Here is a 21,233-nt window from a genome sequence, read left to right on the forward strand (position 1 = left end):
GATGCAGACAGGGACCAGCAGGGGCATGAAACGACTCGCCGGGGGTGCCGCACTCGCTGCCGCAGCCGCAGCCACCGTAGCCATGACCATGCCGGCGACCGCTTCCGCAGCCACGGAAGTGCAGCCTCCCACCGTGGTGACCGCGGTCGACGGAAGCACCCTCGACATCACCGTCACCAACCCCAACGTCCTGAATCTGCTGGACGCCCAGTCCTGCGGCGCCGTGGCATTCGACGCCACCAAGCTGCCCGCGGTCCTCGCGGACCCGACCGTCGTTCTCGAACCGGGATTCGTCGCGTGGGCCACCAACCCGATCGACCGCGTCCTCGCGAACGCCACGGGCGACGCGGTCAAGACGTTCACCACTCCGGAACTTCCGGACGGCGCCTACGCGGTCCTCGGCGAATGCCTGTCGCTGACCACCGTCGCCAATCCCCAGACCACGATGCCGCAGATCGTCCTGGTCGGCGGCCCGCTCGGTGGGGTCCAGTTCGGCAGTTAGGCCCTCCGGGCTCGTGAGTGGTTGAGGAGTCTCTGGACTCGTCGACCACTCACGGGCGGCGGAGCCGCCTACCCCGTGTAGCCGGGCGGCATGAGGACGGACTTGGTCTCGCAGAACGCCTCGAGCCCTTCCGGTCCGTTCTCGCGGCCGATGCCGGAGGCCTTGTAGCCGCCGAACGGTGATCCCGGATCGAATGCGTACCAGTTGATGGCGTACGTGCCGGTGCGGATCTGCTTCGCGACGGCGAGACCGTGATCGATGTCGGTGGTGTACACCGAGCCGGCGAGGCCGTAGTCGGAGTCGTTGGCGATCTTGATCGCCTCGTCCTCGGAGTCGTAGGGGATCACGGACAGCACGGGTCCGAAGATTTCCTCGCGGGCGATCGTCATCGAGTTGTCGACGTCCGCGAAGATGGTCGGCTCCACGTACCAGCCCTTGTCGAGGCCCTCCGGGCGGCCGCCGCCGAGTACCACGCGGGCACCCTGTTCCTTGCCGTTGGCGATGTAGCCCTCGACGCGGTCGCGCTGCTTCTCCGAGATCAGCGGCCCGAGTTGCGCGGCCGGGTCGGACGGATCGCCGACGGTCATGAATCCGGCACCCGCGACGAGGGCGTCCAGCACTTCGTCGTAGCGGGACCGCGGGGCGAGGATCCGGGTCTGCGCGACGCACGCCTGCCCGGTGTTCATCAGCCCGGACATCACCAGCATCGGCATCGTGGACGCGAGGTCGGCGTCCTCGAGGATGATGGCCGCCGACTTGCCACCCAGTTCGAGGGAGCAGCGCTTGAGGTTCTGCGCGGCGATGGCCCCGATCTTGCGGCCGACGGGACTGCTGCCGGTGAACGTGATCTTGTCGATGCCGGGATGCGACACCAGGTATTCACCGGTCTCGGCGCCGCCGGGCAGCACGGAGATGACGCCGTCGGGGACCCCGGCCTCGGCGAAGATCTCGGCGAGAACGTGTGTGGAGAGCGGAGATTCGGGCGCCGGCTTGAGCAGCACGGTGCAGCCGGCGAGCAGCGCCGGGGACAGCTTGTTGACGGCCAGGAACAGCGGCACATTCCAGGCGAGGACCGCGGCCACCACACCGACCGGCTCCCGCAGCACCTTCGTCTGGCCGAACACGCCGGTGCGGGTCTGCTCCCACTCGAATTCGTTCGCGAGACCGGCGTAGAAGTTCAGCGTCGCGAGCGACGGCGTCTGCTGCATCATCCCGACCATCGCGGGCGGCTGACCCATCTCCGACGAGATCAGCGCGTTGAGGGTCTCGCCGCGCTCCTCGATGAGCTTCGCCGCCTTCGCGAGGATCTCCCCGCGCTCCGCGGGAGTGGTCTGCGGCCACGGACCTTCGTCGAACGCCCGCCTGGCGACGGCGACGGCGTCGTCGATGTCGGCAGGCGACGCGACGGGACAGCTGCCGATCAGTTCCTCGGTGGCCGGGGAGAACACTTCGAGCACCTGGTCGGTGGCCGGGGCCACCCATTTGCCGCCGATGTAGAGCTTGTCGTAGTCGGTCATGAGTCCATTCCTCGTGTCGTTCCCCCGGTCAGGAGGCGGTGTCGGTGAAATTGTCGAATCCGTATCGTGCGTGTGGCCCGATCGCCGCGACCTCGAACAGCCCGGTCCCGACGACGGTCTCGCCGCCGTCCTCGAGCCGGAATCGGGTGAGATTGTCGACGGGGCAGAACATCCGGAGTCCCGGCTCGATCTCGGACGCCCGTTTGCGCAGTCCCTGCACCACGAGTTCGCCCTGCCACATGCCGTGACGCCAGTCGGCCTCGAGCCCGTAGCCGGTGCCGATGCCGATGTAGTTGGGAACCAGCAGGTCGCAGGTGACGGTGACGACCTCGCCGGTGGGCCGGTGGAAACTCAGCGACGCCGACGTGACGTCGCGCGTCCCGGGCTCGAATTTCAGCTCGTGTTCGGGTCGGCCCAGCCATTCGGGTTCGCGGTCGGCGTCCGGCCAGATGCGAACGGCCTCCTCGACGATGCGCCTGCCGAGTTCGTCCTCCTGCAGGACGACGGAGACGGCGTAGTCCTCGAACTGCATCACCGAGTAGATCCAGAAGAAGTTCTGGATCCCGTCGACCGCCCGCCGTCCGGGCGGCTCGGACTCGCCGACGGGGCGCACTCCCCACGACCGGTCGCGGTTGCCGCGCCACGTGTCGGGGGTGACGGGGCGGCTCTCGCCGTCGATCGTGAGTTCGCCTGCCCAGGTGCCGGTCTGGACGAAGCGGCTCGTGTCGAACGTGACCCGTTCGAGTTGCCTGCGGAAGTGGCGGGGCTCGAGCGTCGCGGGGATCGCGCCGTCGAAGGTGAGGTCGAAGGAGAGGTCGTAGTCGCCCGGTGCGAGTACCACGCGCAGGCGCTTCAGCCCCTCGAGGACCTCGACGCGGAACGGTCCGACGGTGTTCTCGGAGCGGTCGTGGCCCAGCGCCGCCGACCCGCGGACGACGATGTGGTCGTCGCCGCGGCGGAGCACCGCGAACGCGTCCGTGACCCCGAGGTTGGGGTACTGGCCGAGACCGATGATGAGGAACAGGTCGGACTCGCCCGAGGGATAGCAGTTGAAGTAGTAGCGGTCGTAGAAGTTGCGGTCGGACGTCGCGACCCGCCGAATGGGTTCGGCCACCTGATGGATGGGGTAGTCGTCCATCGGGGACAGCGGGTTTCCGGCGTAGTCGGCGGTCATCGGATCTTCTCCCAGTACGTGCCGTCGAGCATCGCCTCGAGCGAGGCGCGGTGCATGATCATGTCGTCCGGATCCTCGGGGGCGACGGCCTGTCCGAAATGGATGGCGCGCTCCTGAATTCGGAGCATGATCGTCGCCTGCCGCAGGGCCGCGTAGGCGGTGTAGTACTCGAGATCGCGGGGCGTGTGGCCCGTCAGTTCCTCGTACAGGGCGGCGAGGTCGTCGAGGCGCAGGAAGCCGGGCATCCCGTCGAGTCCGGCGGCCGCGGCGATGTCCTCGAAGAACCGGTGCAGGTATGTCATCCAGCCCAGGTCGAGTTCGCGGGGCCCGAGCGTGGCCATCTCCCAGTCGAGTACGGCCACCGGCCGGAAGTCCTCGAACATCATGTTGCCGATGCGGGCGTCACCCCAGCAGAAGACGGCGGGGGAGGAGTCGTCCGGGAGGTTCTCCTCCATCCATGCGAAGCCGCGTTCGATCAGCGGGGACCGGGGGCCGGACCGGGTCGTCCATTCGTAGTAGTCGCGTTGCTGCCGGATGTGCGCGGCGAGCGCCTCGGTGACGGTGGGGCCGGCGCCGGGCAGCCGCAGGAACGCGAACCGCTCCCACGGCCGGTCGATGTCGTGAAGTTGCGCAAGCACATTCACGGCACTGTGCTGCAGCAGTGCGCGCTGCTCCTCGGTCGCCTCCGTCACCCACGACCCGAAGTTGTAGGGCATCACGTCCGGCGGGACCTGCCCGGACACGCGGGCCATGACGAAGAACGGGGCGCCCAGCGGCCCGGGATCGGGTTCGGACCAGTAGACGGCCGGGACCGGGACGGCGGAGTGTTCCCGGACCTGCGTCATCGCCTGGAACTGTCCGTCGAGGTCGTAGTCGGGGAAGACGGGCATCGTCGTGTCGGCGGGCGCGACGCGTGCGACCAGCGGGTGCACCTCGCCCGACCAGGTGGCGTCGAACAGGATGGTCTCGCTCGACATCCCGTTCGCGTCGGGGAGGTGGACGTGGGTGACCTCGGGTGCGGCGTCGGAGGGCACTTGCGCGGCCAGCCAGCGTTGGAGCGCCTCCCGCAGCACCTCCGGATCGCGACGGGAGTCACTGGGCCGGGCAACTTCGGATTGGTGATCGGAGTCGTCGGCAGATCGGGTTGCGCTCGTGCTCACGGTCACCTCCTCTCCTGAACGTGGTGTGACCCTGAACACTAGAACACGTTACAGAATTTCGGAACAGGTGAGGAGATTCCGCTGCGTCAGCCCTCGCCGGCGGCCAGGACCGCCGCGCCGACGAGCGTGCCCGAGGCGCCGAGTTCGGCGGGCACCACCCGCAGATCGGCGACGAAGGACAACCGGGCGTGACGGGCCGCGGCCCGGCGCATCGGGTCCCACAACGGGGGTCCGGCCTGCGCGAATCCGCCGCCGATTACCGCGAGATCGACGTCGAGCAGGGCCGCGGCCGACGCGATCGCCTGCCCCAGTGCGGTCCCCGCGCGGTCGAGGGCGGCCACCGCGACCCCGTCGCCGTCCGCGGCGGCCCGCGCCAATTCGACGCCCGTCGTCCCGCGCCATCCGCGGGAGCGGGCCCAGCGCACGGACGACGGTCCGCTGGCGACCGTCTCCAGGCACCCGACCCCGCCGCACGTGCACGGGTCGGTCCCGCCGGGAACCACCAGGTGACCGATGTGTCCCGCGTTGCCGGTCCGGCCGGTGGCGATGCGACCACCGAGGATCACCCCGCCGCCGATGCCGGTGGACACGACGAGGCTCAGCAGGTCGGGGGCGCCGCGGCCGGCGCCGTGGTGATGCTCGCCGAGTGCGGACGCGGCGCCGTCCATGGCCAGTCGCGCGGGGACGCCGGGGAACAGGTCCTGCACGGCGCCGACCAGGCCGAATCCGCCCGCCCACTCCTCGATGTTGATGGGCGACACGGTGCCGGCGACTGTGTCGACCGGTCCGGCGCAGGCGATGCCGACCGACGTGATCTTCGCGCTTCCCGCGACCTCGCGCAGCAGGGCGGCGCAACAGTCCGCGACTCCGGCCGCCGGCGTGGGAGTGGTCACGGGGTGCGGCACCGTGCCGTCCGTGCCGACGATCCCGGCGGCGATCTTGGTGCCGCCGATGTCGAGTGCCAGCGCGACCACGGTCAGCGCTTCCGCATCACGAGAACGAGGTTGCTCACCAGGAACTCGCGCAGTCCGGGGACGCGCACCATCCACCACGCCCAGCGCGGGTGATAGCGGGGGAAGGCGGCCAGCAACTCCGCGTCCGGGGTGCGCCGGGCCCACCGAAGCCCGTCGGCCGCACCCACTTTGAACAGCGACACACCGTAGCGGTTCTTGGGTTCCCGGCCGTTCCTGCGCAGGTAACGCCGGGCGGCGTACTCGCCGCCCAGTGCATGCCACGGTCCGGTCTCGTGACCGCCGAACGGGCCCCACCACAACGTGTACGACAGCACCATCAGGCCACCGGGTTTCGTCACGCGGATCATCTCCTCCGCCATTGCCCACGGTTCGCTGACGTGCTCGGCGACGTTGGACGAGAAGCAGATGTCCACCGACGACGTCCGGAACGGCAGCGCCAGCCCCGACCCGCGCACGGCGCCGCCCACCGCGAGCCCCGCGGCGTGCATCTCGGACGGATCCGGTTCCACGGGAACGTACCGGGCGCCGGCCTGCTGGAACACGTCCGCGAAGTAGCCGGGGCCGCCGCCGACGTCGAGGACCGTCGTGCCGGTGAGATCCGAGTCGGTGAGGCCGCCCCACAGGTCGCCGATCAGTTCGACGGAGTCGCGGGCGAGGGCGCCGTAGAACAGGTCGGGCGCGGTCTGTTCGTGCCGGAAGTCGCTGAGCAGGCCGAACGACCTCTTCAGGGTTGCCCGTCGACCGAATCGCCGGGTCACGGGAGGCGTCGTCACGAGACTGAACCTTAGCGAGTGCAGCCGCCGGGACGGCAATCCGTTCGCGGTGGCTGCAACATCGGGCGGAATGCGACCGATAGGGTGTTCGGGGACTACCGCGCGGAACGTCCCGCCCCGAGACCACGAGTACCGCACCGACCACAGGAGTATATGAACGTGCGAGAGGTTCTGCTGCTCTGCTGGCGCGACACCGGTCACCCGCAGGGTGGCGGCAGTGAGCGGTACCTCGAGGAGGTCGGCGCCCAGCTCGCGGCGCGGGGAATCAAGGTCACCCTCCGCACCGCCGGTTACCGCGGCGCCGCCAAGAAGGAGACCGTCGACGGCATCGAGATCAGCCGGGCGGGCGGACGGTACAGCGTCTACCCCCGCGCCCTCGCCGCGATCGCCGCGGGCCGGCTCGGGTTCGGACCGCTGCGAGGGATTCAGCCCGACGCCGTCATCGACACCCAGAACGGCATCCCGTTCTTCTCCCGCGTCGTCGCCGGCGCACCCGTGACGCTGCTCGTCCATCACTGCCACCGCGAGCAGTGGCCGGTGGCGGGCCGGTTGATGGGCAAGATCGGCTGGTGGGTGGAATCCCGGCTGTCGCCGCGCACCCACCGGGACGACCAGTACCTCACCGTGTCACTGCCGTCCGCCGACGAACTCGTCGAACTGGGAGTGGAGCGCGAGCGGATCGCGGTGGTGCGCAACGGCGCCGACGACATCCCCCTCGGTGTGGACATCGGCGGCGCCGACACGAGGACCGCGCACCCCAGCGTGTGCGTGCTGTCACGGCTCGTGCCGCACAAACAGATCGAGGACGCCCTCGAGGCCGTCGCCGCCCTGCGCCCCACGATCGCCGACGTGCACCTCGACGTCATCGGTGGCGGCTGGTGGGAGCAGAACCTTCGCGACCGCGCGCACGAGCTGGGCATCGGCGACGCCGTCACGTTCCACGGGCACGTCGACGAGACCCGCAAACACCGGTTGTTGTCGCAGTCCTGGGTGCACGTGATGCCGTCCCGCAAGGAGGGCTGGGGTCTCGCCGTCATCGAGGCGGCGCAGCACGGCGTCCCGACCGTCGGCTACCGCAGCTCCAAGGGTCTCACGGATTCGATCGTCGACGGCGTGACCGGAGTTCTGGTCGGCAAGGCCGAGTCGGCGACGGCCGACGTCGCCGACCTGACCGCGGCGGTCAAGACGCTCCTGCTCGAGCCCGAGACCCGCACGGTGCTCGGCGAGAAGGCACGCGTCCGGGCGGGTGAATTCTCCTGGAAGCACACCGGGAACGGCGTCCACGAGGTGCTGGCGGGCACGGCCGCGGGCAGGCGCACGTCAGGGCTGGTGTCGCCGGCGCCGGCGCGTCCGGACCTCGAGCACGCCCGCGCCGAGTAGACCACCGGCCAACAGCATCGCCCACAGCACGTGGGCCGCGATCACGGTCGCGCGCGCCCGTCGGCTCGCCTCGTACGGCGCGACGTCGCCGTCGACGCGGTACAGCTCCAGATGCTCGTCCGAGAACTGTCGCTCCAGCCCGGACAGGGTGGTCGCGGATTCGCCGCGCGGTCCGGGCGTGTCGCGCTCGACCAGAACCCATCGGACGCCCAGCGACGCGAGATCGGCGGCGGAACCGCCGGTGAGCAGCACCCGCTCGACCTGCTGCGCCCGGGACCCCTCGCCCCCGACGCTGCCGCCGGTCACCACCAGCTCGCCGGTCTGCAGGACGTCCTCCGGCAGCATTCTCGGGGCGGGGTCCAGGACGGGAGCGGAATTGCTGTAGGGGAACTTGCGGAACATGCCGGTGGGCAGGACGGCGACGTCCCCGCTGGTCGGGTCGCCGTCCAGTTCGGCGGCCACCTGCTGCCACGACGGCGGATAGTGGACCGGGCGCAGGGAGCCCCCGACGCCCCACGCGAGGTCGGGGAGGGCGAGCAGCACGATCAGGACGGCCGAGACCGACCAGGTGACCGGGCGCCGCAGCACCGCGGCCGCGGCGGCGAGCGCATACAGCGGGGCCGCAAGCGCCACCCACTTCTGCGCGTCCCGCAGCAATCCCGCTCCGGGGACGTGCTGCACCGACCAGCGGCCGACGTCGAGACCCCACGCCGTCGCGCCGAGCGTCGGCAGCAGCACCGCGAGCAGTGCGAGCACGGTCAGCGCGGCGACTGCGGGATGCCGTCGACGCCGCCACAGCGCAGGGAGGCCACATAGCACGACACCGAGCAGCAGGACCGTTCCGACCAGGGCGAACAGGGTGGTCCGGGTCTGCGGGACGGCGGTCTCGTTCCAGACGCCGCCGAGCCCGGCGAGACTGCCGAGCGTCGCCAGACCCGGTTCGGCGCGGGCCGCGAACGCCGCGACCCCGGCGGGATCGGAGCCGTCCCCGCCGCCGCCGGACAGAGCCGTGGCCACCAGCCACGGCGCGCTCGCGGCGAAGAACAGGCCCAGCGCACCTGTCAGACGGAGCCCTCGGGCGGAGCGTCCACCCGGACAGGCGAGGACGGCCAGCGCCGTCACCGCCGCGAGCAACACCCCGGTCGGTGTCAGACCGGCCGCGGCGAGGCAGGCCGCGAGGGCGAACCACCCCTGTCGCCGACCGCGCCGGATCGCGACGGCCGCGCACACCGTCCACGGCAGCGCTGCATACCCCGTCAGCAGACTCCAGTGACCCTGCAGCAGTCGCTCGGCGACGTACGGGTTCCACACCGTCACCGTCGCGGCCACGAGTTGCGGACCGAGCCCGGCGGTCGGCAGGGCGGTCCGGACCATGCGGGCCGCGCCCCAGCCCGCCGTCCACAGGGCGATCAGCAGGATCGCCTTCACCATCAGTCCGCCGTCGACGAACGCACTCAGCGCGGCCAGGAGGGCGTCCTGCGGGACCGCCCGCGCGGCGGCATCGGTGAGACCGAGCGCCGAGTCCGTGAGATACGACCGGGGAGTGCTCACCGCGTCACGCAGCAGCAGGTAACCGGGACCGAGCAGCGGACCGAGGACGAGTAACGCCAGGACGAGGCTGTAGACCGCCGCCACGAACGGTGCTCGGCGCCGGACGGTCATGGGCCGTCACGATACGTGGTGCATCGACCCGGCCCGCACGGCACGTAGTGCATCATGGGCGAATGCCACGCCAGACCCTCACCAGCTCGGCGGTCGCCGGGGTGACGATGGTGACGGCGGGATCGATGACCGCGAATATCGCGTCCTACCTGCTTGCCTGGGCGGCGAGCGCTTGGCTCGGCCCGGCGGGTTACGGGGAGTTCGCGAGTCTGCTGGCCGCCCAACTCGTCCTCGCCGTCCCCGCGCTCGCACTGCAGACCGTCGTCGCCCGCGAGGCGGTCCGGGGCAAGGGTGCACACGCGCTCCGGCTGCTGGGGTACCGCTGCGCGCTGATCGTCGCGGTCGCGGCGACGCTGCTCGCGCCCCTCGTGTCGTTCGCCCTCGACACCGGGATGCTCGCCACGTTCTCGGCGCTCGTCACGGCGCCCGTCCTCGTCCTGCTCGCCACCGAACAGGGACTGCTGCAGGGTTCGGCGCGGTTCGGCCCGCTCAGCGTCGTCCTCGCCGGAGCCGGAATCGCGAAGGTCGTTCCCGCGGTCGTGGTGCTCGCCGTCGGCGCCGGGCCGGGACTCGCCCTCGCCGCCAGCGCGGTCGGCACCGGCCTGGTGGCCCTGTGCGCGCGGCTGCTCGCCGATTCCGGGATCACCGGGGAATCGAGCACCCGGATCGGCGTCGCGGCCGTGCTGAAGGCGTCGCAGGTGCAGTTGGCGCTGATCGCGCTGTCGTCGATGGACCTCGTGATCGCCCGCATCGTGCTCAGCAACGACGACGCAGGCCTGTACGCGCTGGGTGCCGTCGCCACCAAGGCCGCGTTCTGGCTGCCGCAGGCCGTCGGGGTGGTGCTGTACCCGCGGATGGCGAATCCCGCGCACTCCGCGCAGGCGATCCGCTCTGCGCTCGCCGTCCTCGTCGGACTCGGCGCAGTGCTCGTCGCGGGTGTCGCGGTGGCCGCCCCCCTCGTCCCGCTCCTCGTCGGCGACGCGTACCGCCCCGTGCAGTCGCTGCTGTGGCTGTTCGCGCTCCACGGCGCCTGCCTCGCCGTCCTGCAGGGCGCCCTGCTGTCCGCCATCGCGGGGGAGCGGACGCACCTCGCCGTCATCGCCTGGATCGGTCTCGCCGTCGAGATGACCGCCATGCTGACCCTCGCGTCCACGATCGGGCAGTTCATCGCCGTCGCCGTGACGGTCGCGTCGAGTACCGCCCTGGTCGCGAGTCTCTTCGCCGTGCGCAGCGCGCGACGCGACGCACCCGCGATCTGACATCGGTCCGGTTCGACAGGCCTCTCCGTACGACGAAGGGGACCTCGGTGAAAAACCGGGGTCCCCTTCGCACCGGACTACGTGGCGTCCGGTTGTCGTGCTCTACCGCTCGTCGTACCGGCGCGGATCTGCGACGGGAATCTCTTCCGTCTTGTCCGTGGTCCAGTCGTGCTGCTCCGTGGGAGCCTCCTCCGACTTGCCCAGGTCGACGTGGCGTCCACCACCGCTCTGCGGGTAGTCACCACCGTCGGCCGGTGCGGGCTGCTTGCCCTTGCCGCCGCGCAGACCGAGGAACAGTCCGGCGATCAGGGCGATGAGGCCGAGGATGCCGGCGATGATCGGTACGGTGCGACCGAACGTGCTGAGCTTGTCCATGCCGTCCTTGGCCTGCTGGACCTGGTACTCGATGGTCTGCTCGTTGAACGGCAGTTCCACCTTCAGGACGTCGATCTCCGGCTTGTCCTTGTTGCGGGCGTAGTACTGGTGCAGCTGCTCCTGGCCCTTGACGACGACACCGGTCTCGGGCTCGACCCACAGGTCACGCACGTTGGTGTACCAGCGGGTCATCGTGACGGGGAGGGTGCCACCGGGGACGCCCCAGGCTTCGGCGGGCAGCGTCAGCTTGTTGGTGGGCGAGTTGACGACCTTCGACAGGTCGACGGGGGCGATCGTCTGGCTGTAGTGGTACACCTTCAGGCCGTTGATCTCCGTCTCCTCGACGAAGTCGATGTCCTGGGTGGCGCGCGCGTTCAGGTCGAAGTAGGGGTAGCTCTGCTTCTTCGAATCGAACGGGAACTTGTACTGCAGTCCGTCGCGCGGAACTTCCTCGGCAGGCTGGTTGGGCTGCGTCTGGATGGTGCCCACCGGGTCGTTGGTCGGCATCGACGTCTTGCGGTCGACGGTGTTGCGGTCGACGATCGCGGACAGCAGTCCGGTGTCGCCCTGCTTGTCGGTGCGCCGCAGCGTCTGCCCTGCCTGGAGAGTGACGACGTCCGCGTTCGCGGGGTCCTCGGTGGTGACGTAACGCTGTGACACCAGTGGAACGTTCGTGTTGACTTCGGCCTTGCCTGCGAGCAGAGACTGCGAGTTGAGCACGCTGCCGGAACCTTCGGCGATCGTGGTCACTTCGAGGTCCAACGGCGTCTTCGCCAATTTGCCCACCGTGTAGGTGGGAATGAGAATGGCGACGGCCAAGAGGAAGGCACCGAGGCCCACCAGAATGCAAGCAAGTATCCGGCTCGGCCCTGAGCGCTCCGCCATGCTTTCTCTCCTAACCCAATTCTGTCGATTGAGATTCCCCCACCGGCAGCACGGCTGCACGGATCGCATGGAGCCCACATCGACACCACGTGAGGCAAAACACTAACAGTCTCGAATGCGCATTTGCCCCATCGGATAGTAAACGCACCGGCCGTTCCGCAGCGAAGTGACCGGGACGGAGTTTTCCGTCACAGGGCCCGGACCAGGCACACTGTTGGTGATGAGCACCCCGGCCAAAATCTCGCCCGCGCCCGCGGCGCCCGCTACTCCGCGCAGTTTCATTCCCGCACTGGAGGGGATGCGCGGTCTCGCGGCGCTGGGGGTGCTCGTGACGCACGTCGCGTTCCAGACGGGCGCGACGCACGTGCCGGTGCTCGGCCGCATCTGGGGACGATTCGATCTGGCGGTTGCAGTCTTCTTCGCGCTGTCGGGATTCCTGCTGTGGCGCAGCCATGCCGGGGCTGCGCGGGGGATGGGTTCCGCCCCCGGCGTCGTCCGGTACTGGATTTCGCGGGCGACGCGCATCCTGCCCGCGTACTGGGTCGCCGTGGCCGTGGTGTTGACGTTCCTGCCCACCGCCAACGCGAGTTACCGCACGTGGTGGGCGAATCTCGGTCTCGTGCAAGTGTTCGTGCCCCTCACTCTCACCGACGGTCTGACCCAGATGTGGAGTCTGTCGGTGGAGGTGGCCTTCTATCTGGTGCTTCCGCTGCTGGCCCTCGCACTGGTCCGGCTTCGGGGTCCGGCTGCGCGGCTGCGTGTTCCGGCGATCCTCGCGTTGATCGCGGTGAGCCTGACGTGGGCATTCGTGCCGGTCTCGACGCCGGGCGGCATCCACCACGACAACTGGCTGCCCGGATACCTGCCCTGGTTCGGAGCTGGGATGTTGCTGGCCGAACTGGCGGTGAGCCCGCCCGGACGGATGCACCGCTGGGCGCATCACCGCGTCCGGATGTTCTTCGTCGCCGCAGTGGCATTCGCGCTCACGGCGACCGACCTCGCCGGGCCGGAGGGGCTGGTGCGTCCCGAACCCTGGCAGTACGCCGCCAAGATGGCGCTCGGCGCCGTCATCAGTTTCGCGTTGATGGCACCGCTGGTGCTGTCCGACAGGTCCACCCACCGTTACCTCGCGAGCCCGCTCGCGCTCGCGGTGGGCCGCTGGTCGTACGGCATCTTCATCTGGCACCTCGCCGTGCTGTCCATCGTCTTCCCGGTGTTCGGGCTCGTCCCGTTCTCCGGCCACTTCGTCTACATCCTGTTCCTGACGACGGTGCTGAGCGTCGCGGTCGCGTCGGCCAGTTACGCGTTGGTGGAGGAACCGGCGCGCCGCGCCGTCAAGCGCTGGGAGGCGCGCGCGAGCAACGCCGACCGTCCGAGCGGCAGGACGGCCAGCCCCGTCGCGACGAGCGCGAGCAGCAGCGGGAACTGAACGAGGAACGAGTGCCCGACGTACCCGCCGGGCGCGCGCCACGGCCCGGTCGACAGCATCGCCATGCCGAGCATCGTCGACGCTCCCGCGACCCCGACCAGCACGCGCGCGGTGGTGGCGGTTCCGCGTAGCCGAATCAGGACCACGGCCAGCAGCGTCGCCACGACCGTCGTCACCGCGCCGACAGGACCGCCGATCACGGTGGCGGCGGCGAGGATTCCCAGCCACCCGGCCGTTGCGCTGCCCCAGGTCCGCGGTGCCGGCCCGGGATCGCGCTCACGGGCGCGACGCGGCCACAACGCGGCGGCGACCAACGGGATCAGCAGCAGCAGGCCGCCGAAGATCCCCAGCCGGTACCAGTGGTCGGTGGGGAAGTCGAGGGTCACCGTCCCCTCGGTTCCCGCGGGCAGGATCCATCCCTGCTGCCAGCCGTCGACGACGACCGGCGTCAGTTCGCCGCCGTCCGGTGCGGTGGCCACCCAGCCGACGTTGGTGCTCTCGGGGACGACGACGAGGCGTTCGGTGTCCGAGCGGGGCACCGTGAGTTCCCGGTGGTTCTCCGTCCACGCGGTGGTCGACACCTGCTCCGTCGGAACGGCCTGTGCTTGCGGTCCGGCGTCGAGGCGCAGACTGTCGACGAAGAACGCCGACCCCGGGTCGACCGTCACGTCCTGTGATCCCGCCGCCAGCGGGACGGGGCCGGGATCGTCGCAGAGCGTCGCGGGAACCGGGTCGCCGGAGAGCAATTGCCCGGCGGTTGCGGTGACGCTCGTGCGCACAGGCTGCCCGCCGATCGACACGACCGGCCCCTCCTCGCAGGGCACCGTGACCGGGCTGTCGCCGGCGTCGTCGATCGGACCTGAGCCGGGCAGCAGGACGCCGTCCTCGCCCAGCACCCCGACCTCGGCGAGTCCGGCGGGCTGCAGCTGGGCGAACCCGAGAGCGTTCTGGTCGAGGGTGCTCTTCCAGGACACGAGGCTGAGCACGATCCGGTCCGTCACCCGGGGTTCGACCGTGACGGTCCCGTCGTCCTCGTCCACGTCGCGCACCTGCGGTCCGTTGCCGAGGTCGACGGCTACCCGGTCGGGGGCGGCGGGCACGGCACCCAGACTGGGCGTGAGCTGCAGTCCGGTGACGAGCGTGGGTTCGGGAAGATCGATCGTGAGGGTCGGTTTCGCGCCCTTGCCGCTGGTGGTGTCCTGTTTCGCCGACCAGCTGGTGCGCGGATCGTTGTCGGTGGCGGCGAACGCCGAGCCGCGCAGGTCGGTGATGTTGCTCGTTCCGTGGGCGGACGGCCGATCCCGTTGCGTGAGAACATCCTCCAGCGGTGCGCCCTGCCGGGCCCGCAGTGTGAGCTGCGGCGTCACCGCGGTCGGTTCGGGCACCGACAGCGTTCGCTCGAACGTGCCGACCTCCTCGGGCGGCAGGACGAAGGCGTTGCTGCACCGCACCCGGTCCGGGGCCTCCGCGCACGCGTTGCGGCCGGGGAGCTCCTGGCTGAGGTCCCAACCCGACACGGACGCGCCCTCGGGGGTGGGAGGCAGCACCGTCCGGTACCGGATCGGCACGGTGACCGGGGCGTCACGCTGGGAGAAGTCCTCGACCGATACCTCGCTGATGCCGAACTGCGTTCCCGGGGAACCGTTCTCGGTTCGGGTAGCGGTGATCCGCACCCACGGGGTGACACCACCGGGAACGGACACGGCGATCGGTTTGCCCGGCGCGTCCACCTTCACGGCTGTGCTGCCGTTGGGCGTCGACACCTCCATCCAGCGGACGGGCGCGCCGATCGCGGCCGGGCTCGTCGTGATGTGCAGCAGCGAACTGGTGAGCGGGGTGTCGAAGTCGATCTGGAGCCACTGGCCCAGCGCCCGCTCGATGCCGTTGCTGAACCAGCCCGTCGCCGGGTCGCCGTCGACGGTCGCGGCGGCGCTGCTGGCGGGCGAGGAGCCGCCGAGTTGGGTGGCGTCGGACGCCGCACTCGACACGCTCAGCGTCGCGCCCTCCCACCGGCCCTCGACCAGCGGGGTGTCCGCCACCGGATAGTCGGGGACGAGATTGAACGTGCGGCGCGCATCGTCCGGGGTCCGCAGCGCCGAACTGTGATTGTCGACCTGGCCGTAGTCGGTTTCGCGGTCCCGGGGCGTGTCCGTGACCGTGACGTCGTCGACGGGCAGTCCGGCGCGCTTCGCGTCCGCGGCCAGCAGGACGGGTCCGGTTCCGGGCAGTGCGCCGTTCTCCCGTAGGCGCTGCAGCGATTCCGGACCGCCCTGCACGCGGGGGATGCCGTCGACGTTCGCCGTGTAGGGGCCGCTCGGTGCGGGCGATCCGTCCGGCGTCGACACCTCGAAGATCTCGATGGCCGGATATCGCGGCCGCAGGTCGCTGTCGATGACGAGGCCCTCGACGTCGCCGGGTCCGATGTCCTCGCCGAACTCCGCGACCCGGGTGAATCCGGGAGATCCGGTGACGGCCTGGTGCGCGAGCAGTGGGCGCGTCGACCGCGACGTCTCCGGGTCGAGGTCGTTGCGGAGGACGAGGTAGTGGATGCCCTGGCCGAGCAGGGTCTGCGCCATGCCGTCCGAGGGCCGGCCGTCGGCGATCAACCGCTGGATCGAGTCCATCGCCCGGATGGTGCCGGGCGGGGTGAGCGGGACGGCGTCGCGGGACGCCCACGGTGTGGACGCCAGCGCCTGCATCGGCTCGTCGCGGGTGAGACCCCAGAGCTGGCTGCCGAACGGTGCGCCGGGCACCACGAGCGCGCGCTCCGCGTCCGAACCGTCGGGGCTGGTGCCCCCGGCATTGTCCTCCAGCCACGACGCGGCCTGCTGCCAGTAGTCGGGGACGTCGGTGTACGTGCCCCGCGGCGCGAGCTTGCCCGTCCACGCCAGCGACGTCGCGAGGGTGAGGGCGACCAGCACCAGGCTGGTCACCGCGACCATCGGTTCGCGCTCGGGGTGCGCCAACGCGCTGCGCCACCGCGCGAACGGCACGGACCCGGGCAGCGGAACCTTCGCCAGGAGATGCGCCAGCCCGAGCACGAGCGGGATCCGGACGAGCGGCTCGAGTTTGTGCACGTTCCGCAGGGGCGCCCCGGTGGAGTCGAGGAACAGTCGCACCTGCTCGGCGAACGGGGAACCCAGTTCGCCGATGTACCCGGCGGCGAGTCCGGCGACCCCGACGAACAGGATCAGGGTGAGGCGACCGCGGGCCGGCATCGACCGCATGCACAGCCCCGCGAGACCGGCGGCGGCGATGAGCCCGGTCGCCGCGACCGCGGCGGGCTGGGTGACGAGGACCGCGCCTGCGATGCGTTCGGGGGAGACGAACGGCGTCCAGCTGTCGGTGCCGCGGAGGATCTCGGCGAGGGACGTCCACTGCGTCGTCACCCCGGACGATTCGATGTAGTCGAGGAACGGCGGGCTCACCTTGCCGAGCAGCAGCAGCGGCACGATCCACCACAGCGTGGCCAGCGCCAGGAACGGGAACCACCACGCGGTGAACGTCCACCACCGCCGGTTGGGGCGGTGGGAGATCCACCACAGGCCTGCGACGAGGCACGCCGCCGCGGTCGCGACGGCGTTGACCGCACCCATCAGCGCGACGGCCAGCGCCGACTGGGCCGCCAGCCGTGCAGGTGAGCGCCAATGCGCGTCCCGGGACGCTTTGCCACTCACGTGGGCGAGGGCGACGACTACGGGGAGAAGGACCCACGGCGCCAGCATCATCGGGAGGGTTTCCGACGAGATCGAACCCAGAGTGGTGAGGACGCGGGGGGAGAATGCGAACGCGACACCGGCGATGACGCGGGACGAGCGGCTACCGGCGCCGAGCGCCTCGGCGAGGCGGACGATGCCCCAGAATCCGGCGACGAGCAGCAGTGCCCACCACACCCGCTGGGTGATCCACGCCGGGACGCTCAGGATGTCGCCGAGCGCGAAGAACGCGCCGTGCGGGAAGAAGTATCCGTAGGCCTGGTTCTGCACCTGGCCCATGGGGGCCTGGCTGCTCCACTGATGGGACGCCCGTTCCAGGAATCCGATCGGATTCTGGGACAGGTCGTATTTGGTGTCGGCGGCGAGCCGGCCGGGGGTTTGGAGGAACGCGAGAAGGAACGCTACGACAGAGGCGCCGAACAGCCACCGCCGCGACAGAGGCTCCGCCGAGGGCGCCATGGCCGCCGACTCGGGGGAAGTGCGGGAAGTTGTCGAGCCGGCGCTCTCAGCGGCTGCCGTACTCAACCTGGTTCAGGAGTGAGGAATCCGCGTTGCCGCTCCGGTCGACCTCGGGACGCGTGTTGTCCTGTGCGGCTGCGGTGATGCCGAGCGTCGCCACGGTGCCGAGAGCGACACCGACCACGGCGCTGACCACACCGGGCACAAGGAACTTCCCCATCAGACATCTCCCACCGTCTTGCCATCGACGCACACGGCTACTCCCGCGTACGAATTGCTCGGGTCAAGGTATCACCCGAGGGCCGCCGAACTGCTGATTGGTGCTCGGGGGCCGCCGTTTCCGCAGTTCACGGGCTCTGCTGCACACCCAGCGCCCGGAGCAGCGTGCGCAGTTTGGTGGTCGTCTCGTCGAGTTCGGACTCCGGATCGGACTCGGCGACGATGCCCCCGCCCGCGGTCGCCAGGGCCTCGAGCCCGTCGGCGCCGATCTCGGCGCAGCGGATGGCCACCACCCAGTCGCCGTCACCGTCGCCGTCGCACCATCCGACGGCACCGCCGTAGAACCGCCGATCCTCCTCGACGTCCCGGATGGTCGCCAGCGCCGCGTCGGTGGGGGTGCCGCACACCGCGGGCGTCGGGTGCAGCAGCACCGCCAGGCTCAGGGCGCTCGTGGACTTCTCGCGCAGCACGCCTTCGATGGGAGTCGCGAGATGCCACACCTCGTGCGTGCTCGTCAGCACCGGGGAAGCCGGGACCGTCAACTCCGTGCAGAGCGGCGCCAGGACGTCCCTGATCCACGCCGTCACGAACGCGTGCTCGGCCAGGTTCTTCGTCGACTCCAGCAGGCCCCGGCCTTCTTTCCCGTCGGCCTCCGGATCGGCGCGCCGCGGGGCGGTTCCGGCGAGCGGGCGGCAGGTGACGCGTCGGCCGCGCCTGCTGAGCAGGACTTCGGGGCTGGCCCCGACGAGGCTGCGGCCGCGGAAGCCCTCGCCGGCCGCGGATAGGTCGACGGCGAACCCGTTGGCGGTCGGATTCTGGTGAATCATCCGTGCCGCCAACGCTTCTGCGGAGATGGGGGAGTTCGCGCGGAGGGTGACGCTGCGCGCGGCCACCACCTTGCCGAGGGTGCCCTCGCGCATTCGGTCGACGAGGGACCGGACGCGGGCCACGTGCTCGGCGGGTTCGGGGACCTGCCGAACGACGCGGACGGAGGGGAGTGCGGCGACGGTGCCGGGCCGCCACGGGCCGTCCGTGAACTCCCACGACTCCGGGGCAGTCAGCGCGGCGGGACGTGCGGGATCGAACGGCAGCGCCCCGACGATCAGCCCGGTGTCACCGTTCGTGAGGGCGGACGCGGCAGCGGCCGCGGTGTCGTACCCGTGCCGCACCCCGGATGTGCGCAGCGTCCGATCGGCGCGGGAGAGAAGGAAGCCGTCCATGGTGCACCCGACAGTAGTCGGGCGTCCGGACTACTTCCCGGGAGGCACGATCAGCACCGGGCGGTGACTGTGCCGCAACACGTGGTCGGCGACGCTGCTCTGCAGCAGCGACCGCAGGCCGGTGGTGCCCCGGGTGCCGGTGACGATGATGTCGACCGCCAGTTCGTCCGACGTCTCCACGATCGCCGTCCAGATCGTGCTGGTGCACTCGATACACCGACCCTCGGTGGTGAGCCCGGCGGCCTCGGCGAGCAGGATGCCCTCCTCGTTGGTGACCTTGGCGTCGGAGAACGCGACGTCCTCGGTCTCCTCGTCGGGCACCCACTCGGGTTGCATCACCCCGGACAGTCCCGACATGCGCGCGGCCTGACGGACCATCGGCTCCCACACCGTCACCAGCACAGCGCGATTGGAGGCCAGGAATCGTCCGGCGCACTCCACGGCGCGCTTCGCGTTGTCGGATCCGTCGTAGGCGATCAACATCAAACCACCGGGCACCACGACCTCCTGAGTACGGGTTTCCTCTGTGTCCAGATTACCAAGACGGGCGGCAGCGGTCGTCGATTCGGGGCCTGCTGCGGGAGCATCGGCGGTGAACTGGGCTACCGTCGGACCCATGCGGATCAAGTATGCCCTCGCGCTCGCAGCCTGTACCGGCCTCGTCGCCGGATGTTCGTCGGGTGGTGGCGAGACGGTCGCGGAGTCGTCCTCGGCGACGCCGTCCCCGTCTTCCGTCGAGCCCGCGTCGCACACCGGCACCGCATCGCCCGCCGCCGCGCCGGCGTCGTGCGAGACGCAGTTCCTGCAGTCGCTGCCGTTGCGGCGCAAGCTCGCTCAGCTGCTGAACGTGGGTGTGACCGGCACCGCGGATGCCGCCCAGGTGGTCCGGAACGAGCAGGTCGGTGGCATCTTCATCGGAAGCTGGACCGACGAGACCATGCTCGCGAACCACGAGGTTCCCCAGGTGGCCTCGGCGTCGTCGCTGCCGCTGATGGTGACGATCGACGAGGAGGGCGGGCGGGTGTCGCGCGTCGAGAACCTGCTCGGCGCCGATCCCTCCGCCCGGCAGACCGCGGCCACGATGACCGAGGAGCAGACGTATCAGATGGCGCTCGAGCGCGGGCGCGGACTGAAGGACCTCGGGGTCACCGTCAATTTCGCGCCCGACGTCGACGTCAGCAGCCAGCCCGACGACAGCGTCATCGGCGACCGCTCCTACTCCGACGATCCCGCCGTCGTCACCCGCTACGCCGACGCCTACGCGCGCGGCATGCGGGACGCGGGAATCCTTCCGGTGATCAAGCATTTCCCCGGTCACGGATCCGCGTCCGGCGACTCCCACACCGGGGCCGTCACCACCCCGCCGCTCGAGCAGTTGCAGACCAAGGACCTCGTCCCGTTCCGGAACCTGGTGTCCACCGGAGTCGGCGTCATGCTCGGCCACCTCGAGGTGCCCGGCCTGACGGCGCCCGGGATCCCCGCCAGCATCAGCCCCGACGCCGTGGCGCTGCTGCGCGGCGGCACCGGCTACGGCGCGCCGCCGTTCACCGGCCCGATCTTCACCGACGACCTCAGCGGCATGCAGGCGATCACCGACCGCTACGACATCACCGAGGCCGTCGAGACGGCACTGGAGTCCGGTGTCGACGTCGCGCTGTGGCTCACCACCGACGACGTCCCGCGGGTCCTCGACCATCTCGAAGGCGTTGTGGCCTCGGGCAAGCTGCCGCAGCAGCGGGTCGACGAGGCGGTGCTGACGGTCGCGCGGGCGAAGGGCGCTCTGGCCTGCTAGTGCGCGGTGTGGCGACGGGGTACTGGTATTCTTCTCGTCCGCCGGTCGAGCCCGGGTTCTTACCGTAGAGTAAGATAGCGGGTTCGACGATGATGGAGGACGAATGGCCGGCGGCACCAAGCGACTGCCGCGCGCAGTGCGCGAGCAGCAGATGCTCGACGCTGCCGTCGACGTCTTCTCCGACAGAGGTTTTCACGAGACGTCGATGGACGCGATCGCCGCCAGGGCGGAAATCTCGAAGCCGATGCTGTACCTCTACTACGGCTCCAAGGACGAACTGTTCGCGGCCTGCATCCAGCGGGAGGGGTTGCGCTTCGTCGAGGCGCTCGCACCGGCCGGCGATCCCGGGCTGAGCCCGCGCGAGCAGCTGCGCCGCGCGCTCGAGGGGTTCCTCGGGTTCGTGGGCAAACACCGCAAGTCGTGGATGGTGCTGTACCGCCAGGCGATGGGGCAGCAGGCGTTCGTCGGCTCGGTGCAGTCGAGTCGCGACCGGCTGATCGAACTCACCGCGCACCTGCTCGAGTCCAGCACGAAGGATCCGGAGCCGGGCCAGGATTTCGAACTGATCGCCATCGCCCTGGTCGGGGCCGGTGAGGCCGTGGCCGACCGGGTCGCAGGCGGCGAGATCGAGGTCGACGCCGCCGCCGACCTGCTGGAGTCGCTGGCGTGGCGCGGCCTCGCGGGCAAGAAGAAGCCGGAGTGAACGGGACGCTCGTTCGATCAGATCGAACGAGCGT

16 protein-coding genes and 1 pseudogene are annotated in these 21,233 nt (G+C 70.3%); 6 read left to right on the top strand and 11 right to left on the bottom strand.

The window, feature by feature from the left end:
• The first annotated feature begins 1 nt into the window (after nucleotide 1).
• Nucleotides 2-502, top strand: coding sequence for a hypothetical protein (locus tag P3H15_RS10690; RefSeq protein WP_276137207.1), 501 nt, complete (start codon nucleotides 2-4; stop codon nucleotides 500-502).
• 68 nt (nucleotides 503-570) lie between these two features.
• Here P3H15_RS10690 and P3H15_RS10695 read toward each other — a convergent pair whose 3' ends face one another.
• From P3H15_RS10695 to P3H15_RS10715, 5 genes are all read right to left on the bottom strand, one after another.
• The gene (locus tag P3H15_RS10695) at nucleotides 571-2,019 is read right to left on the bottom strand and encodes an aldehyde dehydrogenase (protein ID WP_276137208.1); all 1,449 of its coding nucleotides are present in this window, start codon (nucleotides 2,017-2,019) and stop codon (nucleotides 571-573) included.
• A gap of 28 nt (nucleotides 2,020-2,047) precedes the next feature.
• Nucleotides 2,048-3,193 carry a hypothetical protein gene (locus P3H15_RS10700; RefSeq protein WP_276137209.1) on the bottom strand — a complete coding sequence of 382 codons (1,146 nt, stop codon included), beginning with the start codon at nucleotides 3,191-3,193 and terminating at the stop codon, nucleotides 2,048-2,050.
• Entirely contained in the window at nucleotides 3,190-4,359 is a 1,170-nt protein-coding gene (locus P3H15_RS10705; RefSeq protein WP_276137210.1) for a phosphotransferase family protein, read from the bottom strand. Before P3H15_RS10705 ends, P3H15_RS10700 begins: the two co-directional genes overlap by 4 nt.
• Before the next feature lie 80 nt (nucleotides 4,360-4,439).
• Nucleotides 4,440-5,327 carry an ROK family protein gene (locus P3H15_RS10710; protein ID WP_276137211.1) on the bottom strand — a complete coding sequence of 296 codons (888 nt, stop codon included), beginning with the start codon at nucleotides 5,325-5,327 and terminating at the stop codon, nucleotides 4,440-4,442.
• A 2-nt stretch (nucleotides 5,328-5,329) separates the two neighbouring features.
• Nucleotides 5,330-6,085, bottom strand: coding sequence for a bifunctional 2-polyprenyl-6-hydroxyphenol methylase/3-demethylubiquinol 3-O-methyltransferase UbiG (locus P3H15_RS10715; RefSeq protein WP_276137292.1), 756 nt, complete (start codon nucleotides 6,083-6,085; stop codon nucleotides 5,330-5,332).
• 174 nt (nucleotides 6,086-6,259) lie between these two features.
• Between P3H15_RS10715 and P3H15_RS10720 the strand changes: the two genes are divergently transcribed.
• On the top strand, nucleotides 6,260-7,480 hold the full coding sequence (locus P3H15_RS10720; protein WP_276137293.1) for a glycosyltransferase family 4 protein: 1,221 nt from the start codon (nucleotides 6,260-6,262) through the stop codon (nucleotides 7,478-7,480).
• On the opposite strand, the gene P3H15_RS10725 is transcribed toward P3H15_RS10720, so the two are convergent.
• Nucleotides 7,421-9,142, bottom strand: coding sequence for a hypothetical protein (locus P3H15_RS10725; protein WP_276137212.1), 1,722 nt, complete (start codon nucleotides 9,140-9,142; stop codon nucleotides 7,421-7,423). The genes P3H15_RS10720 and P3H15_RS10725 overlap by 60 nt on opposite strands.
• Nucleotides 9,143-9,204: 62 nt before the next feature.
• Here P3H15_RS10725 and P3H15_RS10730 point away from each other — a divergent pair, with 62 nt between their 5' ends.
• Nucleotides 9,205-10,401, top strand: a complete 1,197-nt coding sequence (locus P3H15_RS10730) for a polysaccharide biosynthesis protein (protein WP_276137213.1) — start codon at nucleotides 9,205-9,207, stop codon at nucleotides 10,399-10,401.
• Nucleotides 10,402-10,503: 102 nt separating this feature from the next.
• On the opposite strand, the gene P3H15_RS10735 is transcribed toward P3H15_RS10730, so the two are convergent.
• Nucleotides 10,504-11,661 (bottom strand): DUF3068 domain-containing protein, encoded by a 1,158-nt coding sequence (locus P3H15_RS10735; RefSeq protein WP_276137214.1) that lies wholly within the window; start codon nucleotides 11,659-11,661, stop codon nucleotides 10,504-10,506.
• Nucleotides 11,662-11,881: 220 nt separating this feature from the next.
• Between P3H15_RS10735 and P3H15_RS10740 the strand changes: the two are divergent.
• A pseudogene (locus tag P3H15_RS10740) lies at nucleotides 11,882-12,937 on the top strand (acyltransferase family protein); the annotation flags it as partial.
• A 23-nt stretch (nucleotides 12,938-12,960) separates the two neighbouring features.
• On the opposite strand, the gene P3H15_RS10745 reads toward P3H15_RS10740, so the two are convergent.
• The 4 genes from P3H15_RS10745 to P3H15_RS10760 all read right to left on the bottom strand — a co-directional run bounded on the left by P3H15_RS10745 (nucleotide 12,961) and on the right by P3H15_RS10760 (nucleotide 19,202).
• A complete protein-coding gene (locus tag P3H15_RS10745) occupies nucleotides 12,961-17,265 on the bottom strand; it encodes an alpha-(1->3)-arabinofuranosyltransferase (RefSeq protein WP_276137215.1) in 4,305 nt (1,434 codons plus the stop codon).
• 46 nt (nucleotides 17,266-17,311) lie between these two features.
• Nucleotides 17,312-17,485 (bottom strand): DUF2613 domain-containing protein, encoded by a 174-nt coding sequence (locus P3H15_RS10750; protein ID WP_072947516.1) that lies wholly within the window; start codon nucleotides 17,483-17,485, stop codon nucleotides 17,312-17,314.
• Nucleotides 17,486-17,612: 127 nt separating this feature from the next.
• A complete protein-coding gene (locus tag P3H15_RS10755; RefSeq protein ID WP_276137216.1) occupies nucleotides 17,613-18,704 on the bottom strand; it encodes an isochorismate synthase MenF in 1,092 nt (363 codons plus the stop codon).
• Between the two features lie 30 nt (nucleotides 18,705-18,734).
• Complete coding sequence (locus P3H15_RS10760; protein ID WP_072947517.1) at nucleotides 18,735-19,202, bottom strand: universal stress protein; 468 nt, start codon at nucleotides 19,200-19,202, stop codon at nucleotides 18,735-18,737.
• 118 nt (nucleotides 19,203-19,320) lie between these two features.
• Between P3H15_RS10760 and P3H15_RS10765 the strand changes: the two genes are divergently transcribed.
• A complete protein-coding gene (locus tag P3H15_RS10765; protein WP_276137217.1) occupies nucleotides 19,321-20,496 on the top strand; it encodes a glycoside hydrolase family 3 N-terminal domain-containing protein in 1,176 nt (391 codons plus the stop codon).
• 103 nt (nucleotides 20,497-20,599) lie between these two features.
• Nucleotides 20,600-21,199: a TetR/AcrR family transcriptional regulator gene (locus P3H15_RS10770; protein WP_072947513.1), complete on the top strand. Its 600-nt coding sequence runs from the start codon at nucleotides 20,600-20,602 to the stop codon at nucleotides 21,197-21,199.
• The last annotated feature ends 34 nt before the right edge of the window (nucleotides 21,200-21,233 follow it).

It is taken from the genome of Rhodococcus sp. T2V (genome assembly GCF_029269925.1).
Lineage (GTDB): Bacteria > Actinomycetota > Actinomycetes > Mycobacteriales > Mycobacteriaceae > Rhodococcus_F > Rhodococcus_F koreensis.